Consider the following 14,899-nt stretch of genomic DNA (forward strand, 5'->3'; position numbering starts at 1 on the left):
AACTAAATAACCCCCTTTGCGCAGGTCATCGACCATGGAGAAGGACTTCCCGCATCGTCCCACCGCAGGCGGGCAATCGGCAATGGGGGCGAAAAGCCGCCGATCCCAAAGAATTCACCACGAACAGGACACCGGGACCGGTCAATTCTTGCCGTTCTCTTGACCTTCACATTGCCTGACGACATCGGGATTCTCGACACACCGTGGACAATTCTAGCGCTCCGGTTCCCCGGCCACCCGTGGCCGTGTCGGGTGTTTCCCGGAGCGGCGCCGTGCCGCTCGCACGCGCAGGGCCCCGTGGCGGCGGATGCCGCCACGGGGCCCTGCGGTCCGCGGCCGGCTCAGCGGGCGGCGCCCGCCAGGGTGCCGGTGACCTCGCCGTCCGGGTCGAAGATGGTGCACAGGATCTCGCGGTCGCCCTGTTCCCAGGAGCTCTCGGTGGGCGAGAAGTAGGAGAAGTCGAGCACGGACTCCTCGTAGGGGAGGCCGACGAAGGAGTCGAACTCCGTCATGCAGAAGTCGTCGGCGAACGTCTGGATCTCGTAGTCGCCGGGGTAGGGGCCGTCAGGCATGTAGCCCGCCGCGTAGGCCTCGGAGTCGTGCGGTTCGCTGCAGGGGACGACCTCGACGGTCGTGACCTCCTCGGCTCCGCTGTTGTCGGGCGGGAAGCAGTCGCCGACGGCGATGGCGAAGACGTCCTCCTCGCTCGTTCCGCTCGTGTTCTCGAGCTGCTCGAGGTCCTGGAGGGCCTCCTCCAGGTCGCCTCCACCGGGGAGGAGCAGTCCGCAACCGGACAACGCGAGGGTCGCCGCGGCGATCGCGGTGGTGGCGGCGGCACGGCCGACTCCCCACCGGAGTGAATCCAGGGTCATCAATTCTCCACTGTGGACACAGAACGGGGGTTGGCGATACCGGCCTCCGGGCAGGACACGGAGTCCTCGTCGCGGTAAGAAACGTCCCGACTCTCGGTACCGAGGCGTGTGCGGGGTCATGGCCGCTCGGAACCGTCACGTGCGGTGGGCGGTATCTGGTGGAGTGACCTTAGCACCCGCCTATGACATTCCGGATAGTTCGTGCCACATCCGGCCATTTTCCCCTCGCAGCCGGGTTCTCTCCCGCCTCTCCTGCCGCGATCCTCCTCACTGTCTGTGACCCATCTCATATCCCCGGCGGGCGGAGGCGCCGGTGCGGAAACGCCCCGAGGGCCCGACCGGAAACGGCCGGGCCCTCGGGGGTTCGGAGGCCGGGGCTCAGAAGGAGAAGACGCCGTCGGTCCCCACGTCCGCCTCACACGCGTTGCCGAACCTCTCCGCGTAGGAGACCGTGCGCTCGCCCCAGGTGCCGGTCGCGACGGCCGTCACCGGTGCCCAGACCGCGGGACACGGCCCGGGGACACTGGGCAGCCGTGCGAAGTGGCCGTCGACCGCGCGCAGCGAGTCGCAGGCGCCCCTGGGGTCGGGATGGGTGCCCCCGTCGGGGCCGCACGTCAGCGTCACCTGGGTGACCCGCTCCCCGTGCGAGTTCTCGTCGATGATCACGGTGCCGGGATCGGGGACGATGGTGAGCACGAGGTCGGCCTTGGGTTCAACGGGGCCCGGCGAGATGCCGGGGTCAGCGGACGCGCTGGCGCCGAGGGGAAGGACCGCGGCGCAGGCGGCGACCGCGAGGGTCGCCAGGACGCGTCGGATTGCCGTGGTGGGCATGGGTCACCTTTCGCTCGTCCGTTTCGGGACATGCATGCGCGGGTGCTCCCCACCGGCCCGACGGATCACCTACCGTCGGCGACCGGTCCGCGACGCAGCATCACTGTAATGAGCAGGAAATCTCCGAGAAAGCCCCATATGACCAGAAACCACTTTTCCCGCGAACCGATTAACTCCCAACTGGGGATATCTTTCCGGAGGAAATGAGGCAACGGTAGAAAATGTTTGCCCTCTCCTGTTCTGCCCGGCGGACCCTCCGTTCCCGCGGTCTCCGCGAAAACGGACGCCGTTGGGGCGGGCCCGGGCCCGCCCCAACGGCGTCGGTGTGGATTCCGACCGGTCAGGCCGTCTCCTCCGGCACGGAGTCGACCCCCGCCTCCCGGCGCTGCGCCGCCGTGATCGGGGTGGGCGCGCCCGTCAACGGGTCGGCCCCCGACGCCGTCTTGGGGAAGGCGATGACGTCACGGATCGAGTTCCCGCCGGTCAGCAGGGCGACGATGCGGTCCCACCCGAAGGCGATGCCGCCGTGCGGCGGAGGACCGAACTTGAACGCCTCCAGCAGGAAGCCGAACTTCGCCTCCGCCTCGGCCTTGCTGATCCCCAGCGTCTCGAAGACGCGCTGCTGGACCTCGCTCTGGTGGATACGGATGGACCCGCCGCCGATCTCCAGACCGTTGCACACCATGTCGTAGGCGTAGGCCAGCGCGTTCGCCGGGTCCTCGTGGAACGTGGCGACGAACTCGGGCTTGGGGCTGGTGAACGGGTGGTGCACCGGGGTCCACCCGCCCTCGTCGTCCTCCTCGAACATGGGGGCGTCCACCACCCACAGAAACGACCACCGGGACCTGTCGATCAGCCCCAGCCGGTTGCCGATCTCCAGACGGGCCGCGCCCAGCAGTTCCTGGGCGGCCCGGCGGGCGCCCGCGGCGAAGAAGACGGCGTCCCCCGGCTCGGCGTCGACCGCTTCCAGCAGTCCGGACTTCTCGGCGTCGGACAGGTTCTTGGCGACCGGACCGCCCAGCGTCCCGTCCTGCTGCACCAGCACGTAGGCCAGTCCCCTGGCACCGCGCGCCCGGGCCCAGTCCTGCCAGCCGTCGAGCTGCTTGCGGGTCTGCGCGGCCCCTCCGGGCATCACCACGGCGCCCACGTAGGGGGCCTGGAAGACGCGGAAGTCCGTGTCGGCGAACAGTTCGGTCAGCTCGGTCAGCTCCAACCCGAAGCGCAGGTCGGGCTTGTCGGAGCCGAAGCGGTCCATCGCCTCCCGGAACGGCATGCGCGGCAGCGGCAGCGGGATCTCGTGGCCGAGGACCTCGCTCCACAGCCGCGCCACCAGCGCCTCGCCGACCCCGATGACGTCGTCCTGGTCCACGAAGCTCATCTCGATGTCGATCTGGGTGAACTCCGGCTGCCGGTCCGCGCGGAAGTCCTCGTCCCGGAAGCAGCGGGCGATCTGGTAGTACCGTTCCAGGCCGCCCACCATGAGCAGCTGCTTGAACAGCTGCGGGGACTGCGGCAGGGCGTACCAGTGCCCCGGCTGCAGGCGCACCGGCACCAGGAAGTCGCGGGCGCCCTCGGGGGTGGAACGGGTCAGGTACGGGGTCTCGACGTTGACGAAGCCGTGCTCGCGCATGACGTCGTGGACCACGAAGCTGGCCTTGGACCGGGTGCGCAGCGCCCCGGCCGTCTCCTGGCGGCGCATGTCGAGGTAGCGGTAGCGCAGCCGGGCCTCCTCGGAGACCTCCTGGGAGCCGTCGAGCGGGAACGGCAGCGGCGCCGCCTCGCTCAGGACCTCGATGCGGGAGGCGACGACCTCGACGGCGCCGGTGGCGATGTCGGGGTTCTCGTTGCCTTCGGGGCGGACCCGGACCGTGCCGGTCACCTTGACGCAGTACTCCGAGCGGAGGTCGTGGGCGAGCTCGTCCTCGCGGACCACGACCTGGACGACACCGGAGGCGTCGCGCAGGTCGAGGAAGACGACGCCGCCGTGGTCGCGGCGGCGAGCCACCCAACCGGCCAGGACCACGGTCTCGTCTGCGTGTTCGGCGCGTAGCGTGCCCGCCTCGTGCGTGCGGATCAACGGGGTTCTCCTTCAGCAGTGTCGGAATGTCTCAGTCATTGCCTGACGCGTGCGGCCGACCGGCCCCGCGGGGCCGGTGCCGGTATCTCGTCTCCGCTGCGGCTGAGCTCCCGAAACCGCACGCGGTGCGATGCTGCTGTTCATTGTCTCGTTCACGGTCCTCGCGCTGCGTGAGCTGCTGGGCGGGGCCGCCCTACAGGTCGCGCAGGAAGGGGTTGGTGGCGCGCTCGCGGCCGACGGTGGTGCGCGGGCCGTGCCCGGGGAGCACCGCGGTGTCGTCTCCTCTGCTCAGGCAGACCCGGGACAGGCTGCGCAGGATCTCCGCGTGGTCGCCGCCGGGGAAGTCGGTGCGCCCGATGGAGCCCGCGAACAGCAGGTCCCCGGTGAGGAGGACCTCGGGGGCGTCCCCGGTCGCGGGCAGTGCGTAGACGACCGAGCCGGGTGTGTGTCCCGGGGCGTGCGCCACGGTGATCTCCAGTCCGGCCAGGCGCAGGACCTGGCCGTCGGCGACCTCGACCACCCGCTCCGGTTCGTGCAACCGCTCGTGGCCGAACAGCGCCGACAACTGCGCGGCCAGGGCAGGGTCCACTCCCCTGGCCGGATCGCTCAGCAGCGGACGGTCCGCGGCGTGCGCGTACGCCGCGACGCCGTGGGTCCGGCACACGTGCGCGGCCGACCACACGTGGTCGAAGTGACCGTGGGTGAGCAGGACGGCCGCCGGGGTCAGCGCGTACTCGTCCAGCAGCTTGGCCACTCCTTCTGCGGCCTGCTGCCCCGGATCGACGATCACGCACTCCGCTCCCGCTTCCGGGGCGACCACGTAGCAGTTCGCCGCGAGCGGTCCGGCGGGAAAGTCTGCGATGAGCACGGTCGGCGCTGACCTCGTTTCCAGAGCTGAGGGCACTGTCGGTTACTCCATGAGCGTACCGACGCCGTGACGGTTGTGGCGACACGATATCGCCGCCGACGCGCGGTGGGCGGACGGCCGTCCCCCGCGGCCGGTGCGGGCGCGGTCCCCGAGAGCGGGTGGGGCGAGGAGGGCATACGGGGGAACGGTCACTCTGCAGCCGCAATTCATCACCATTCGGTCACCACGCTGCCCGTGACCCTTTGCCAAACGCCGTGACGGTGTCATATTGGTCCGTGCCCGGACCGTGCTCGATGTTCCTTGCCGGATCTGGGCGGCGACATCACAGGTCGATCCGGCGGATACGGGTAGATTCGTTCCCAAACGTGCCAACGCGCCGTCGCTCCGACGGGGGATCGCGTCTCGGCCGCAGTGCTGGTGGCACGCTGCCACGACCATACGGACCTGACGAGCATCAGGCTCATCACTTCAGGAGGACACGGTGACCACGGACCCCTGGGGCCGCGTAGACGACGACGGCACGGTCTATGTGCGCACGAGCGAGGGCGAACGTGTCGTCGGGTCATGGCAGGCGGGGGCGCCCGAGGAGGCCCTCGCCTTCTTCAAGCGCAAGTACGATTCGCTGCTGACCGAAGTGGAACTGCTGGAGAAGCGTCTGGCCACCACCGACCTGTCCGCCGCGCAGGCACTGGCGAGCGTGCAGAAACTGCGTACGGCCGTGACCGAGGCACACGCCGTCGGCGACCTGGACTCCCTGGCTCGGCGTCTCGACGTTCTCACCGAGCGGATCGAGCAGCGCCGGGTCGAGCAGAAGCAGGCCCAGGAGCAGGCGCGTGTCGAGGCCCGCGAGATCAAGGAGCGGATCGTCGCCGAGGCCGAGCGGGTCGCCGAGGAGACGACGCACTGGAAGACCGGCGGCGAGCGCATGCGGCAGCTCATCGACGAGTGGAAGGCCGCGCCGCGCGCCGACCGCGCCACCGAGCAGGCGCTGTGGAAGCGCATGTCGGCCGCGCGCAACGCCTTCTCCAAGCGGCGCAAGGCCTACTTCGCCGGACTCGACGAGCAGCGCGAGCAGGTGCGCGAGGTGAAGGAGCGGATCGCCGCCGAGGCCGAGGCGATCGCCGACTCCACCGACTGGGGCCCCACCGCGGGCCGCTACCGCGATCTGATGCAGCAGTGGAAGTCCGCAGGGCGGACCGACCGCGCCACCGAGGACGCGCTGTGGGAACGGTTCAAGGGCGCCCAGGACCGCTTCTTCTCGGCCCGTAACGCGGCCTTCGCCGAACGCGACGCCGAACTGCGCGGCAACGCCGAGATCAAGGAGAAACTGCTGGAGGAGGCCCGTCAGGCGCTGCTTCCGGTCACCGACCCGCGCGAGGCCCGCGCGAGGCTGCGCGACTTCCAGGAGCGCTGGGAGGAGGCCGGCGCGGCGCCGCGCGACGTGCGGGACCGCCTCGAAGGGGCCTTCCGCAAGATCGAGGAGACCGTGCGCAGGGCCGAGGAGCAGGAGTGGCAGCGCACCAACCCCGAGGCCCGCGCCCGCGCCGAGGCGACCATCGCCCAGTTGCGCGACTCCATCGGGACGCTGGAGCGGCAGTTGGCCCGTGCGCGTGAGGCCGGGGACGACCGCAGGGCGGACGAGGCGCGGGAGTCGCTCGAGGCCCGCCGTTCGTGGCTGGCCGAGGCCGAGAAGGCGCTGGAGGAGATGAGCTGAGGTGATCGACCGCGGTGGGCGGCGTCCCGGGGGGCCGGGACGCCGTTCGCTGTGTCAGCGCCGCGTCGTCACGGCGTCTCCCGGGCCCGGCGGCTGCTGACCTCCTGCGGGGATTCGTCGTTCATCACCACGGTCAGCAGGACCGCCGCGTCCTCCAGCGCGGTCACCGCGTGTCTGGCCTGCGGAATCAGCAGCAGGTCGCCGGAGCGGGCGTCCCAGGAGTCGTCTCCGGCGGTGAGGCGCACCCTGCCGCGCAGCACCTGGAGTGTGCTCTGTCCGGGGTTGGGGTGTTCCGACATCCCCGCTCCCTCACGGAAGGCGATCAGGGTCTGCCGAAGGGAGTGCTCGTGCCCGCCGTAGACGGTGGTGGCGCTGCGTCCCGCCGACACCTCGACGGCGCGCCGCAACTGCTGCTGGGCGAGCGCGTCCAGTGAGAGTTTCTGCATAGCGCCAGTCTGCGGGGTGGGCGCGACCGACAGAACGCGACACTCCGTTAATTCCGGACTCGGTACACGTCGTAGACGCCGTCCACTCCGCGCACCGCCTTGAGGACGTGGCCGAGGTGGGCGGGGTCGGCCATCTCGAAGGTGAACCGGCTCAGCGCGACACGGTCACGGCTGGTCTGCACGGTCGCCGACAGGATGTTGACGTGCTGGTCGGACAGCACCCGGGTGATGTCCGACAGCAGTCGGGTGCGGTCCAGCGCCTCGATCTGCAGGGCCACCAGGAACATGGAGTTCCCGGTGGGCTGCCACTCCACCGGGACCATGCGCTGGGAGTCGAGGTGGTTGACGTTGACGCAGTCGCTGCGGTGCACCGAGACGCCGGTGCCCCGGGTGACGAAGCCGACGATGGAGTCCCCCGGAACGGGGGTGCAGCACTTGGACAGCCGGACCCACACGTCCGGGTCGCCCTGGACGACCACGCCGGGGTTGCTCGTGGTGCGTGTGCGCGGAGCGCGGATGGGGGTGGCGACCTCGGCGACGTCCTCCTCGTTGTCCAGCATTCCCAGGGAGTCGACGAGTTTCTCGACGACCCGATGGGCGCTGATCTGGTTCTCGCCGACGGCCGCGTACAGCGCGTCCAGGTTGGGGTAGCGCAGGTCGTGGGCGAGCGCGATCATCAACTCGCCGCTGAACAGCCGCTGGACCGGCAGTTCCTGTTTGCGCATGACCTTGGCGATGGCGTCCTTGCCCTGCTCGATCGCCGCCTCGCGGCGCTCCTTGGTGAACCACTGCCGGATCTTGTTGCGGGCGCGGGCGCTCTTGACGAAGTTCAACCAGTCGCGGCTGGGCCCGGCGTCACCGGCCTTGGCGGTGATGACCTCGACGGTCTCGCCGTTGTGCAGTTCGCTGTCGAGCGTGACCAGACGGCCGTTGACCCGCGCGCCCACCGTGCGGTGGCCGACCTCGGTGTGCACCGCGTAGGCGAAGTCGACGGGGGTGGCGCCCTGGGGCAGCGAGATGACGTCGCCGCGGGGGGTGAAGACGAAGACCTCCTGCACCGACAGGTCGAAGCGGAGCGACTCCAGGAACTCGCCCGGGTCCTTGGTCTCCTGCTGCCAGTCGATGAGCTGGCGCAGCCAGGCCATGTCGTTGGAGGTGCTCCTGTTCCTGGTTCCGCCGGAGCTGCGGTCCTCCTTGTACTTCCAGTGCGCGGCGATGCCGTACTCGGCGCGCCGGTGCATGGCGCGGGTGCGGATCTGCAGTTCCACCGGGCTGCCCTCGGGACCGATCACGGTGGTGTGCAGGGACTGGTACATGTTGAACTTCGGCATCGCGATGTAGTCCTTGAACCGTCCCGGCACCGGGTTCCAGCGCGCGTGGATGGTGCCCAGCGCCGCGTAGCAGTCGCGGACGCTGTCGACGATGACGCGGATGCCGACGAGGTCGTAGATCTCGTCGAACCCGACGTTGCGGGCGATCATCTTCTGGTAGATCGAGTAGTAGTGCTTGGGGCGGCCGCGCACCGTGGCCTTGATCTTGGCTTCGCGCAGGTCGGCGGAGACCGCCTCGATGACGTCCTGGAGGTAGACGTCACGGCGCGGCGAACGCTCGGAGACCAGGCGGGCGATCTCGTCGAAGCGCTTGGGGTACATGGTCGCGAACGCGAGGTCCTCGAGCTCCCACTTGATGGTGTTCATGCCCAGGCGGTGGGCGAGCGGAGCGAAGATCTCCAGCGTCTCGCGGGCCTTCTTCTCGCGTTTGGCCTGCGGCAGGTAGCGCAGGGTGCGCATGTTGTGCAGCCGGTCGCAGAGCTTGATGACCAGGACGCGGATGTCGCGGGACATCGCCACGACCATCTTGCGCACGGTCTCGGCCTGGGTGGCCTCGCCGTACTTGACCTTGTCGAGTTTGGTGACGCCGTCGACCAGTTCGGCGATCTCGTCGCCGAAGTCGGCGCGCAACTGGTCGAGGGTGTAGGCGGTGTCCTCGACGGTGTCGTGCAGCAGTCCGGCGGCGATGGTGGCCTCCTGCATGCCGAGTTCGGCGAGGATGGTGGCCACCGCGAGGGGATGGGTGATGTAGGGGTCGCCGCTCTTGCGTTTCTGTTCGCGGTGGTGGTGCGCCGCCACCTCGTAGGCGCGCTCGATGAGGCGGACGTCCGCTTTGGGGTGGGTCGCGCGGACGGTTTTGATGAGCGGTTCGAGGACCGGGTTCATGGTCGTTCCCCGTTGGGCGCCGAGTCTGGCGAGCCTGCGTCGGACCCGGACCGTGGACGACGGCCCGGGCTGCGTGGTGGGTGGGGTGCGCGTGTCGGCGTCGCCGTGGGCCTCGGGAGCAGCGGAGGCGGGGGGCGCGGACTGCGGTTCCGGGGCCGGTTCGCCCCTGTGGCCCTCGTCGCCGTGCGTCCGGTCCGGTGGCAACGCCCCCGCGGCCGGTCCTCCGGCGGAGTCGGGGGTTTCGGGGCGCACGGGTTCGGTGCTGGTCGATACCGTTTCGCTGCGCATGACACCCTCCCGCGGCTGAGCCGGCGAGGCCGCCACCACGCCGGACGGTTCGTACAGGCCGAGAACGATGGGACGTGATCGTCGCCATCCGACGCACCGGTTCGATGAGCGATGCGGGTGCCTGAAACACCCGTATGTCCTTCCAACGCGATGCCGCGGTACCGTCATTCCCCAGTCTAGGACCGTCCACGGACGGTGGGTCATGCCCCGTTCGGTACGCCGCGAGGGTTCTCACACGGTGTTCTTCCGGGTGGTCAGACCGTGGCCAGGGCCCGCAGGTCGACGTCGGCCAGCTTCTCGCGTCCTTTGAGGAACCCGAGTTCCAGGAGAACGGAGAATTCCACGACGGTACCACCTGCCCGCCGGATCAGATCCACCGCGGCCCGTCCTGTGCCTCCGGTGGCGAGCACGTCGTCGACGATGAGCACGCGGCTGCCCGGGGCGACCACGTCGGCGTGCATCTCGACCGTCGCGGTACCGTACTCCAGATCATAGGACTCGGCGAGGGTCGCCGCGGGCAGTTTCCCGGCTTTGCGCAGGGGGACGAAGCCCGCTCCGAGTCGCACCGCCGCGGGCGCGCCGAAGATGAACCCGCGCGCTTCGAGCCCGGCGACCAGGTCGATCCGCCGGCCCTCCAGCGGCGCGGTGATGGCGTCGACGACCGTCGCCAGGCCGGTGGGGTGGGCGAGCAGCGGGGTGATGTCCTTGAACACCACGCCGGGCTGGGGATGGTCGGGGATGTCGCGCACGTACCGGGCGATCAGCGTGGTCACGTCAGCGGTCATGGACGGAAGGCTTTCTCGGTTCGGTGGGGGGATGGGCGGTACCGGTCCCGGGCGCGGGTCCGGTACCGGGGGACGGGCGGTGCGGGACCGGGGGCTCAGGAGCCGTCCCTGCCGTCACCGAAGTCGGGACGGTCCTCGGGCGGGGTGTCGTTGTCGGCGTCCCGGGGGGAGACGACCTCTCCGATGCCCGCCTTGACCATGCGGATGCGGGTGCCCGGCGAGATCTCCACTTCCACGTCGTTGTCGTGGACGTCGATGACGGTCCCGTAGATCCCCGCCTTCGTCATCACCTCGGTTCCCGGTGTCAGCGAGTTCTGCATCTGCATCTCCTGCTGCCGGCGCTTCTGCTGCGGCCGGAAGAACAGCAGGTAGAAGACGAGGATGATGAGGGCGAACATCAGCAGTTGGCTGATCAGGCCGGCGCCCTGGTTCTGTTGCTGCTGTTCTGCGAGAGTGATCAGGCCCTGCACGGGGCGTCCTTTCCTGGGTCTTCGTGGCCGCGCCGACCAGTGGGCGCGGCTGCGGTCGGCGACACGCTCGCCGTCAACGAACGGGCTCGCTCGGAGGTTCCCCGCCGGGGCGGGTGGCGGCCGCCTGCCCTGCCAGCCTACGGCTCCTCGTCGGCGTCGAACAGACCGCCCGCGCCGAAAGCGGCGTCGGGGGGCGGGGTCAGTCCCATGTGCGTCCACGCCTGGGGGGTGGCGACCCGGCCGCGGGGGGTCCGGGCGACGAATCCCGACCGGACGAGGAAGGGTTCCGCGACGACCTCCACGGTCTCGGGCTCCTCCCCCACCGACACCGCGAGGGTGGACAGGCCCACGGGGCCGCCCCGGAACCGGCGCAGCAGCGCGGTCAGCACGGCGCGGTCGAGGCGGTCCAGGCCCTCGTCGTCGACCTCGTAGAGGTTGAGGGCGGCGCGGGCGCTGTCCAGGGTGAGCCGTCCGTCCCCGCGGACCTCGGCGTAGTCGCGGACCCGGCGCAGCAGCCGGTTGGCGATCCGGGGGGTGCCGCGGGAGCGCCGGGCGATCTCGGCCGCGGCGTCGGCGTCCAGTTCGGCTCCCAGCAGGCGTGCGGAGCGGCGCAGGATGACCTCCAGCTCCTCGGGGCGGTAGAAGTCCATGTGCGCGACGAACCCGAACCGGTCGCGCAGCGGGGCGGGCAGCATCCCGGCCCGGGTGGTGGCCCCGACCAGGGTGAACGGGGCGATGTCGAGGGGGATCGCGGTCGCGCCCGGCCCCTTGCCGACCACGACGTCGACCCGGAAGTCCTCCATGGCGACGTACAGCATCTCCTCGGCGGGGCGCGCCATGCGGTGGATCTCGTCCAGGAACAGGACCTCGCCCTCGCGCAGGGTGGACAGCACCGCGGCCAGGTCCCCGGACCGTTCGATGGCGGGGCCGGAGGTGATGCGCAGCGGGGCCCCGAGTTCGGCGGCGACGATCATGGCCAGGGTGGTCTTGCCGAGTCCGGGGCCGCCGGACATCAGGATGTGGTCGGGGGCCTTGCCGCGCCGCTGCGCGCTGCGCAGGACCAGGGAGAGCTGTTCGCGTACGCGCTCCTGGCCGACGAACTCGTCCAGGCTCCTGGGGCGCAGCGCTCCCTCGATGGCGTGTTCGTCCAGGTCGGCCTCTGGCGACACCAGTTTCCGTTCGTGCTCGCTCATCGGCGCTCCTCTAGGCGCGGCTGAGTCTGCGCAGGGCGCTGCGCAGCAGGACGGCGACGTCGGGCTCCTCGCCCGCCTCCGCGGCGACCGCGTCGGCCGCGGCCTCGGCGTCGCGCGTCGACCAGCCCAGGTTGACCAGTCCGGAGACCACCTGGGGGCGCCACGGCAGGGAGGCGGGCGCGGCGGCCCGGTCGGGGGCGGGCGGCTGGTCGTCTCCGGCGGGCGCGCCGAGTCTGTCCTTCAGTTCCAGGACGATGCGCTGGGCGCCCTTCTTCCCGATTCCCGGCACCTGGGTGAGCGCTCCGGTGTCCTCGGCGGCCACGGCGCGGCGCAGCGCGTCGGGGGTGTGGACGGCCAGCATGGCCAGGGCCAGGCGCGGTCCGACCCCGCTGGCGGTCTGGAGGCGTTCGAAGACGTCGCGTTCGTCGTCGTCACCGAAGCCGAACAGGGTGAGGGAGTCCTCCCGGACCACCAGCGAGGTGGCGACGGTGGTGTGCTCGCCCACCCGCAGCCGCGCCAGGGTGGCCGGGGTGCAGTGCACGGTGATACCGACTCCGCCCACGTCGACGACCGCCGTCCCGCCGCCGCGGGACGCGACCCGGCCGCTGAGGAACGCGATCACTGTCTCCCCCTCCTTCGCACCACGGGGCTCACAGGCCGTTGGCCTGGCGGGCGAGTTCGATCCTGCGGGCGAACTCCTGGCGGGCCCGGGCGACCCGGGCCTGGGCGCTGCCGCGCCACAGGTGGCAGATGGCCAGGGCGACCGCGTCGGCGGCGTCGGCGGGTCTGGGCGGGCCGTCGAGCCGGAGGATGCGCGCCACCATGGCGCCCACCTGGGCCTTGTCGGCGCGTCCGCTTCCGGTGATGGCGGCCTTGACCTCGCTGGGGGTGTGCAGGGCGACGGGCAGGCCGCGGCGGGCGGCGCAGACGACGGCGATGGCGCCGGCCTGCGCGGTGCCCATCACGGTGCGCACGTTGTGCTGGGCGAAGACCCGTTCCACGGCGACCGCGTCGGGCCGGTGCTCGTCGAGCCACTGCTCGACCCCCCGCTCGATGCCGAGCAGGCGCGCGGGGAGCTCGTCGTCGGCCGGGGTGCGCACCGCTCCGGCCGCGACCATGGTGAGCGTGCCGCCGACGGAGCCGTCGACCACGCCCACGCCGCATCGGGTCAGTCCCGGATCGATTCCCAGTACGCGCACCGTTCCCCCGTTTCTCGAACGCTCGTTCGCAGAGCCTACCGGCCCGCGCCGTCACCCGGCGCTTCTGCCCGGAGAACACGCGCGCCCCGGACCGTGCCGGGGCGTGCGTGAGTGGGGCGGAGCCGATCAGCCGATCTTCGCCATGATGTCGTCGGGGATGTCGGCGTTGGTGTAGACGTTCTGCACGTCGTCGGAGTCCTCGAGGGCGTCCACGAGGCGCAGCACCTTCTTGGCGCCCTCCTCGTCGAGAGGGACCTCCATGCTCGGCAGGAAGCTCGCCTCGGCCGACTCGTACTCGATCCCGGCGTCCTGCAGGGCGGTGCGCACCGCGACCAGGTCTCCGGCCTCGCAGACGACCTCGAACGCGTCACCCAGGTCGTTGACGTCCTCGGCGCCGGCTTCGAGCACCGCGAGGGTGACGTCGTCCTCGGTGGTGCCGTCCTTGGGGACGATCACCACGCCCTTGCGGTTGAACAGGTAGGACACCGATCCCGCGTCGGCCATGGACCCGCCGTTGCGGGTGACCGCCACGCGCACCTCGGAGGCGGCGCGGTTGCGGTTGTCGGTGAGGCACTCGACGAGCAGCGCGACTCCGCCGGGGGCGTAGCCCTCGTACATGATGGTCTGCCACTCGGCGCCGCCGGCCTCCTCACCGGCGCCGCGCTTGCGGGCGCGTTCGATGTTGTCCAGCGGGACGGAGTTCTTGCGGGCCTTCTGGATGGCGTCGTAGAGCGTGGGGTTGCCGTCGGGGTCGCCGCCTCCGGTGCGTGCCGCCACCTCGATGTTCTTGATCAGCTTCGCGAAGAGCTTGCCGCGCTTGGCGTCGATGGCGGCTTTCTTGTGCTTGGTGGTGGCCCATTTGGAGTGGCCGCTCATGCCTGTCCTTTCACCATGTCGACGAAGAGCCGGTGGATACGCGCATCACCGGTGAGCTCGGGGTGGAACGAGGTCGCCAGCAGCCCCCCCTGCCGTACCGCGACGATCCTACCGGCCCGTTCCCCGCGGGAGACGTGCCCGAGCGCCCGGGCGGCGGCGCCGACCGACTCGACCCAGGGGGCGCGGATGAAGACGGCCTCGACGGGGCCGCCGTCCACACCGGTCACCTCCACGGGGGCCTCGAAGGAGTCCACCTGGCGCCCGAAGGCGTTGCGCCGCACCGTCATGTCGATCCCGCCGATGGTCTGCTGGCCGGGGGCGCCGTCCTCGATGCGGTCGGCGAGCATGATCATTCCCGCGCAGGTTCCGTAGGCGGGCATTCCGGCGGCGATGTGCTTGCGCAGCGGTTCGAGGATGTCGAAGGCGACGGCCAGCCGCCACATGGTGGTGGACTCTCCGCCGGGGATGACCAGGCCGTCGACCGTGTCGAGTTCGTCGGGGCGGCGGACGGCGAGCGCGCGTGCGCCCACACTCTCCAGGGCGCGCACGTGTTCGCGGACATCGCCTTGGAGTGCGAGCACTCCGATGGTGGGTGGGACGGACGACAAGGAACGACCTCGCTTGGCTGCTCACGTTCACGGCCCGCCGGGGTGTGCTCCGGCGGCGCGGGCCGCGCCCGAGACGCCGTCCCGCGTTTTCCAGGGTAGGCGGTTCGGCGGGGCGCACAGGACGGCGACGGCGGTCGGCGGCCCCGGGCGGGGTTTTGGGAGCCGAGGTCGCAGGACCCCCCGGGTGGAGGCCGCCTGGCAACCGGTCCGGGAAGTCGGGTAGGCGAGGTGTTCCGCCCCCGGGCGGGCCACCACGGGCTGGCGCAGGAGTGGGCAGGCGCGCCCGGCGCCGCGACCCACCCGCGCTCCGCGGACAGACCGGAGAGAAGAACACCGGCCACCACAGGCCGACACCCCGGGTCCGGACCGGCCCGGAAAGCGCGGGAGGAGGGAAGGCGCGGGCGGGTCCGCCTCCGGGGGCCGCGGTGCGCTCCGCACCTCGGCCGGGGGCTCGGC

Annotated in this window: 14 protein-coding genes; 1 reads left to right on the top strand and 13 read right to left on the bottom strand. The window is 70.9% G+C overall.

The window, feature by feature from the left end; translation table 11 throughout:
* Positions 1-341 precede the first annotated feature (341 nt).
* The 4 genes from NI17_RS12905 to NI17_RS12920 form a co-directional block, all read right to left on the bottom strand.
* Positions 342-872 (bottom strand): septum formation family protein, encoded by a 531-nt coding sequence (locus tag NI17_RS12905; RefSeq protein ID WP_068688998.1) that lies wholly within the window; start codon positions 870-872, stop codon positions 342-344.
* Positions 873-1,250: 378 nt separating this feature from the next.
* On the bottom strand, positions 1,251-1,703 hold the full coding sequence (locus NI17_RS12910; protein ID WP_068688996.1) for an SSI family serine proteinase inhibitor: 453 nt from the start codon (positions 1,701-1,703) through the stop codon (positions 1,251-1,253).
* A gap of 340 nt (positions 1,704-2,043) precedes the next feature.
* Positions 2,044-3,780 (bottom strand): aspartate--tRNA ligase, encoded by a 1,737-nt coding sequence (gene aspS, locus NI17_RS12915; RefSeq protein ID WP_119267826.1) that lies wholly within the window; start codon positions 3,778-3,780, stop codon positions 2,044-2,046.
* 193 nt (positions 3,781-3,973) lie between these two features.
* Entirely contained in the window at positions 3,974-4,648 is a 675-nt protein-coding gene (locus NI17_RS12920; RefSeq protein WP_068688992.1) for an MBL fold metallo-hydrolase, read from the bottom strand.
* A gap of 481 nt (positions 4,649-5,129) precedes the next feature.
* Between NI17_RS12920 and NI17_RS12925 the strand changes: the two genes are divergently transcribed.
* Entirely contained in the window at positions 5,130-6,362 is a 1,233-nt protein-coding gene (locus NI17_RS12925; RefSeq protein WP_119267827.1) for a DUF349 domain-containing protein, read from the top strand.
* A 68-nt stretch (positions 6,363-6,430) separates the two neighbouring features.
* Here the strand turns inward: NI17_RS12925 and NI17_RS12930 are convergent, their stop codons facing one another.
* The 9 genes from NI17_RS12930 to pdxT form a co-directional block, all read right to left on the bottom strand.
* Complete coding sequence (locus tag NI17_RS12930) at positions 6,431-6,808, bottom strand: cupin domain-containing protein (protein ID WP_068688990.1); 378 nt, start codon at positions 6,806-6,808, stop codon at positions 6,431-6,433.
* Positions 6,809-6,855: 47 nt separating this feature from the next.
* On the bottom strand, positions 6,856-9,312 hold the full coding sequence (locus NI17_RS12935) for a RelA/SpoT family protein (RefSeq protein ID WP_234401720.1): 2,457 nt from the start codon (positions 9,310-9,312) through the stop codon (positions 6,856-6,858).
* 254 nt (positions 9,313-9,566) lie between these two features.
* Complete coding sequence (locus tag NI17_RS12940; protein ID WP_068688988.1) at positions 9,567-10,097, bottom strand: adenine phosphoribosyltransferase; 531 nt, start codon at positions 10,095-10,097, stop codon at positions 9,567-9,569.
* A gap of 95 nt (positions 10,098-10,192) precedes the next feature.
* The gene (gene yajC, locus NI17_RS12945) at positions 10,193-10,567 is read right to left on the bottom strand and encodes a preprotein translocase subunit YajC (protein ID WP_068688986.1); all 375 of its coding nucleotides are present in this window, start codon (positions 10,565-10,567) and stop codon (positions 10,193-10,195) included.
* A gap of 137 nt (positions 10,568-10,704) precedes the next feature.
* Positions 10,705-11,760 (bottom strand): Holliday junction branch migration DNA helicase RuvB, encoded by a 1,056-nt coding sequence (ruvB, locus tag NI17_RS12950; RefSeq protein WP_068688984.1) that lies wholly within the window; start codon positions 11,758-11,760, stop codon positions 10,705-10,707.
* 10 nt (positions 11,761-11,770) lie between these two features.
* On the bottom strand, positions 11,771-12,382 hold the full coding sequence (gene ruvA / locus NI17_RS12955; RefSeq protein WP_068688982.1) for a Holliday junction branch migration protein RuvA: 612 nt from the start codon (positions 12,380-12,382) through the stop codon (positions 11,771-11,773).
* Positions 12,383-12,410: 28 nt separating this feature from the next.
* Complete coding sequence (gene ruvC / locus NI17_RS12960) at positions 12,411-12,959, bottom strand: crossover junction endodeoxyribonuclease RuvC (RefSeq protein ID WP_068688980.1); 549 nt, start codon at positions 12,957-12,959, stop codon at positions 12,411-12,413.
* Between the two features lie 126 nt (positions 12,960-13,085).
* On the bottom strand, positions 13,086-13,835 hold the full coding sequence (locus NI17_RS12965; protein ID WP_068688976.1) for a YebC/PmpR family DNA-binding transcriptional regulator: 750 nt from the start codon (positions 13,833-13,835) through the stop codon (positions 13,086-13,088).
* On the bottom strand, positions 13,832-14,443 hold the full coding sequence (pdxT, locus tag NI17_RS12970) for a pyridoxal 5'-phosphate synthase glutaminase subunit PdxT (protein WP_068688972.1): 612 nt from the start codon (positions 14,441-14,443) through the stop codon (positions 13,832-13,834). The genes NI17_RS12965 and pdxT overlap by 4 nt, the downstream gene beginning before the upstream one ends.
* Between the last annotated feature and the right edge of the window lie 456 nt (positions 14,444-14,899).

It is taken from the genome of Thermobifida halotolerans, assembly GCF_003574835.2.
In the GTDB taxonomy this organism is placed as follows: domain Bacteria; phylum Actinomycetota; class Actinomycetes; order Streptosporangiales; family Streptosporangiaceae; genus Thermobifida; species Thermobifida halotolerans.

Bases quoted from the DNA above. Each gene is read 5' to 3' on its own strand.
- NI17_RS12905 (WP_068688998.1), bottom strand. From the start codon at position 872: ATGACCCTGGATTCACTCCGGTGGGGAGTCGGCCGTGCCGCCGCCACC.
- NI17_RS12910 (WP_068688996.1), bottom strand. From the start codon at position 1,703: ATGCCCACCACGGCAATCCGACGCGTCCTGGCGACCCTCGCGGTCGCC.
- NI17_RS12930 (WP_068688990.1), bottom strand. From the start codon at position 6,808: ATGCAGAAACTCTCACTGGACGCGCTCGCCCAGCAGCAGTTGCGGCGC.
- NI17_RS12935 (WP_234401720.1), bottom strand. From the start codon at position 9,312: ATGCGCAGCGAAACGGTATCGACCAGCACCGAACCCGTGCGCCCCGAA.
- NI17_RS12940 (WP_068688988.1), bottom strand. From the start codon at position 10,097: ATGACCGCTGACGTGACCACGCTGATCGCCCGGTACGTGCGCGACATC.
- ruvB (WP_068688984.1), bottom strand. From the start codon at position 11,760: ATGAGCGAGCACGAACGGAAACTGGTGTCGCCAGAGGCCGACCTGGAC.
- NI17_RS12965 (WP_068688976.1), bottom strand. From the start codon at position 13,835: ATGAGCGGCCACTCCAAATGGGCCACCACCAAGCACAAGAAAGCCGCC.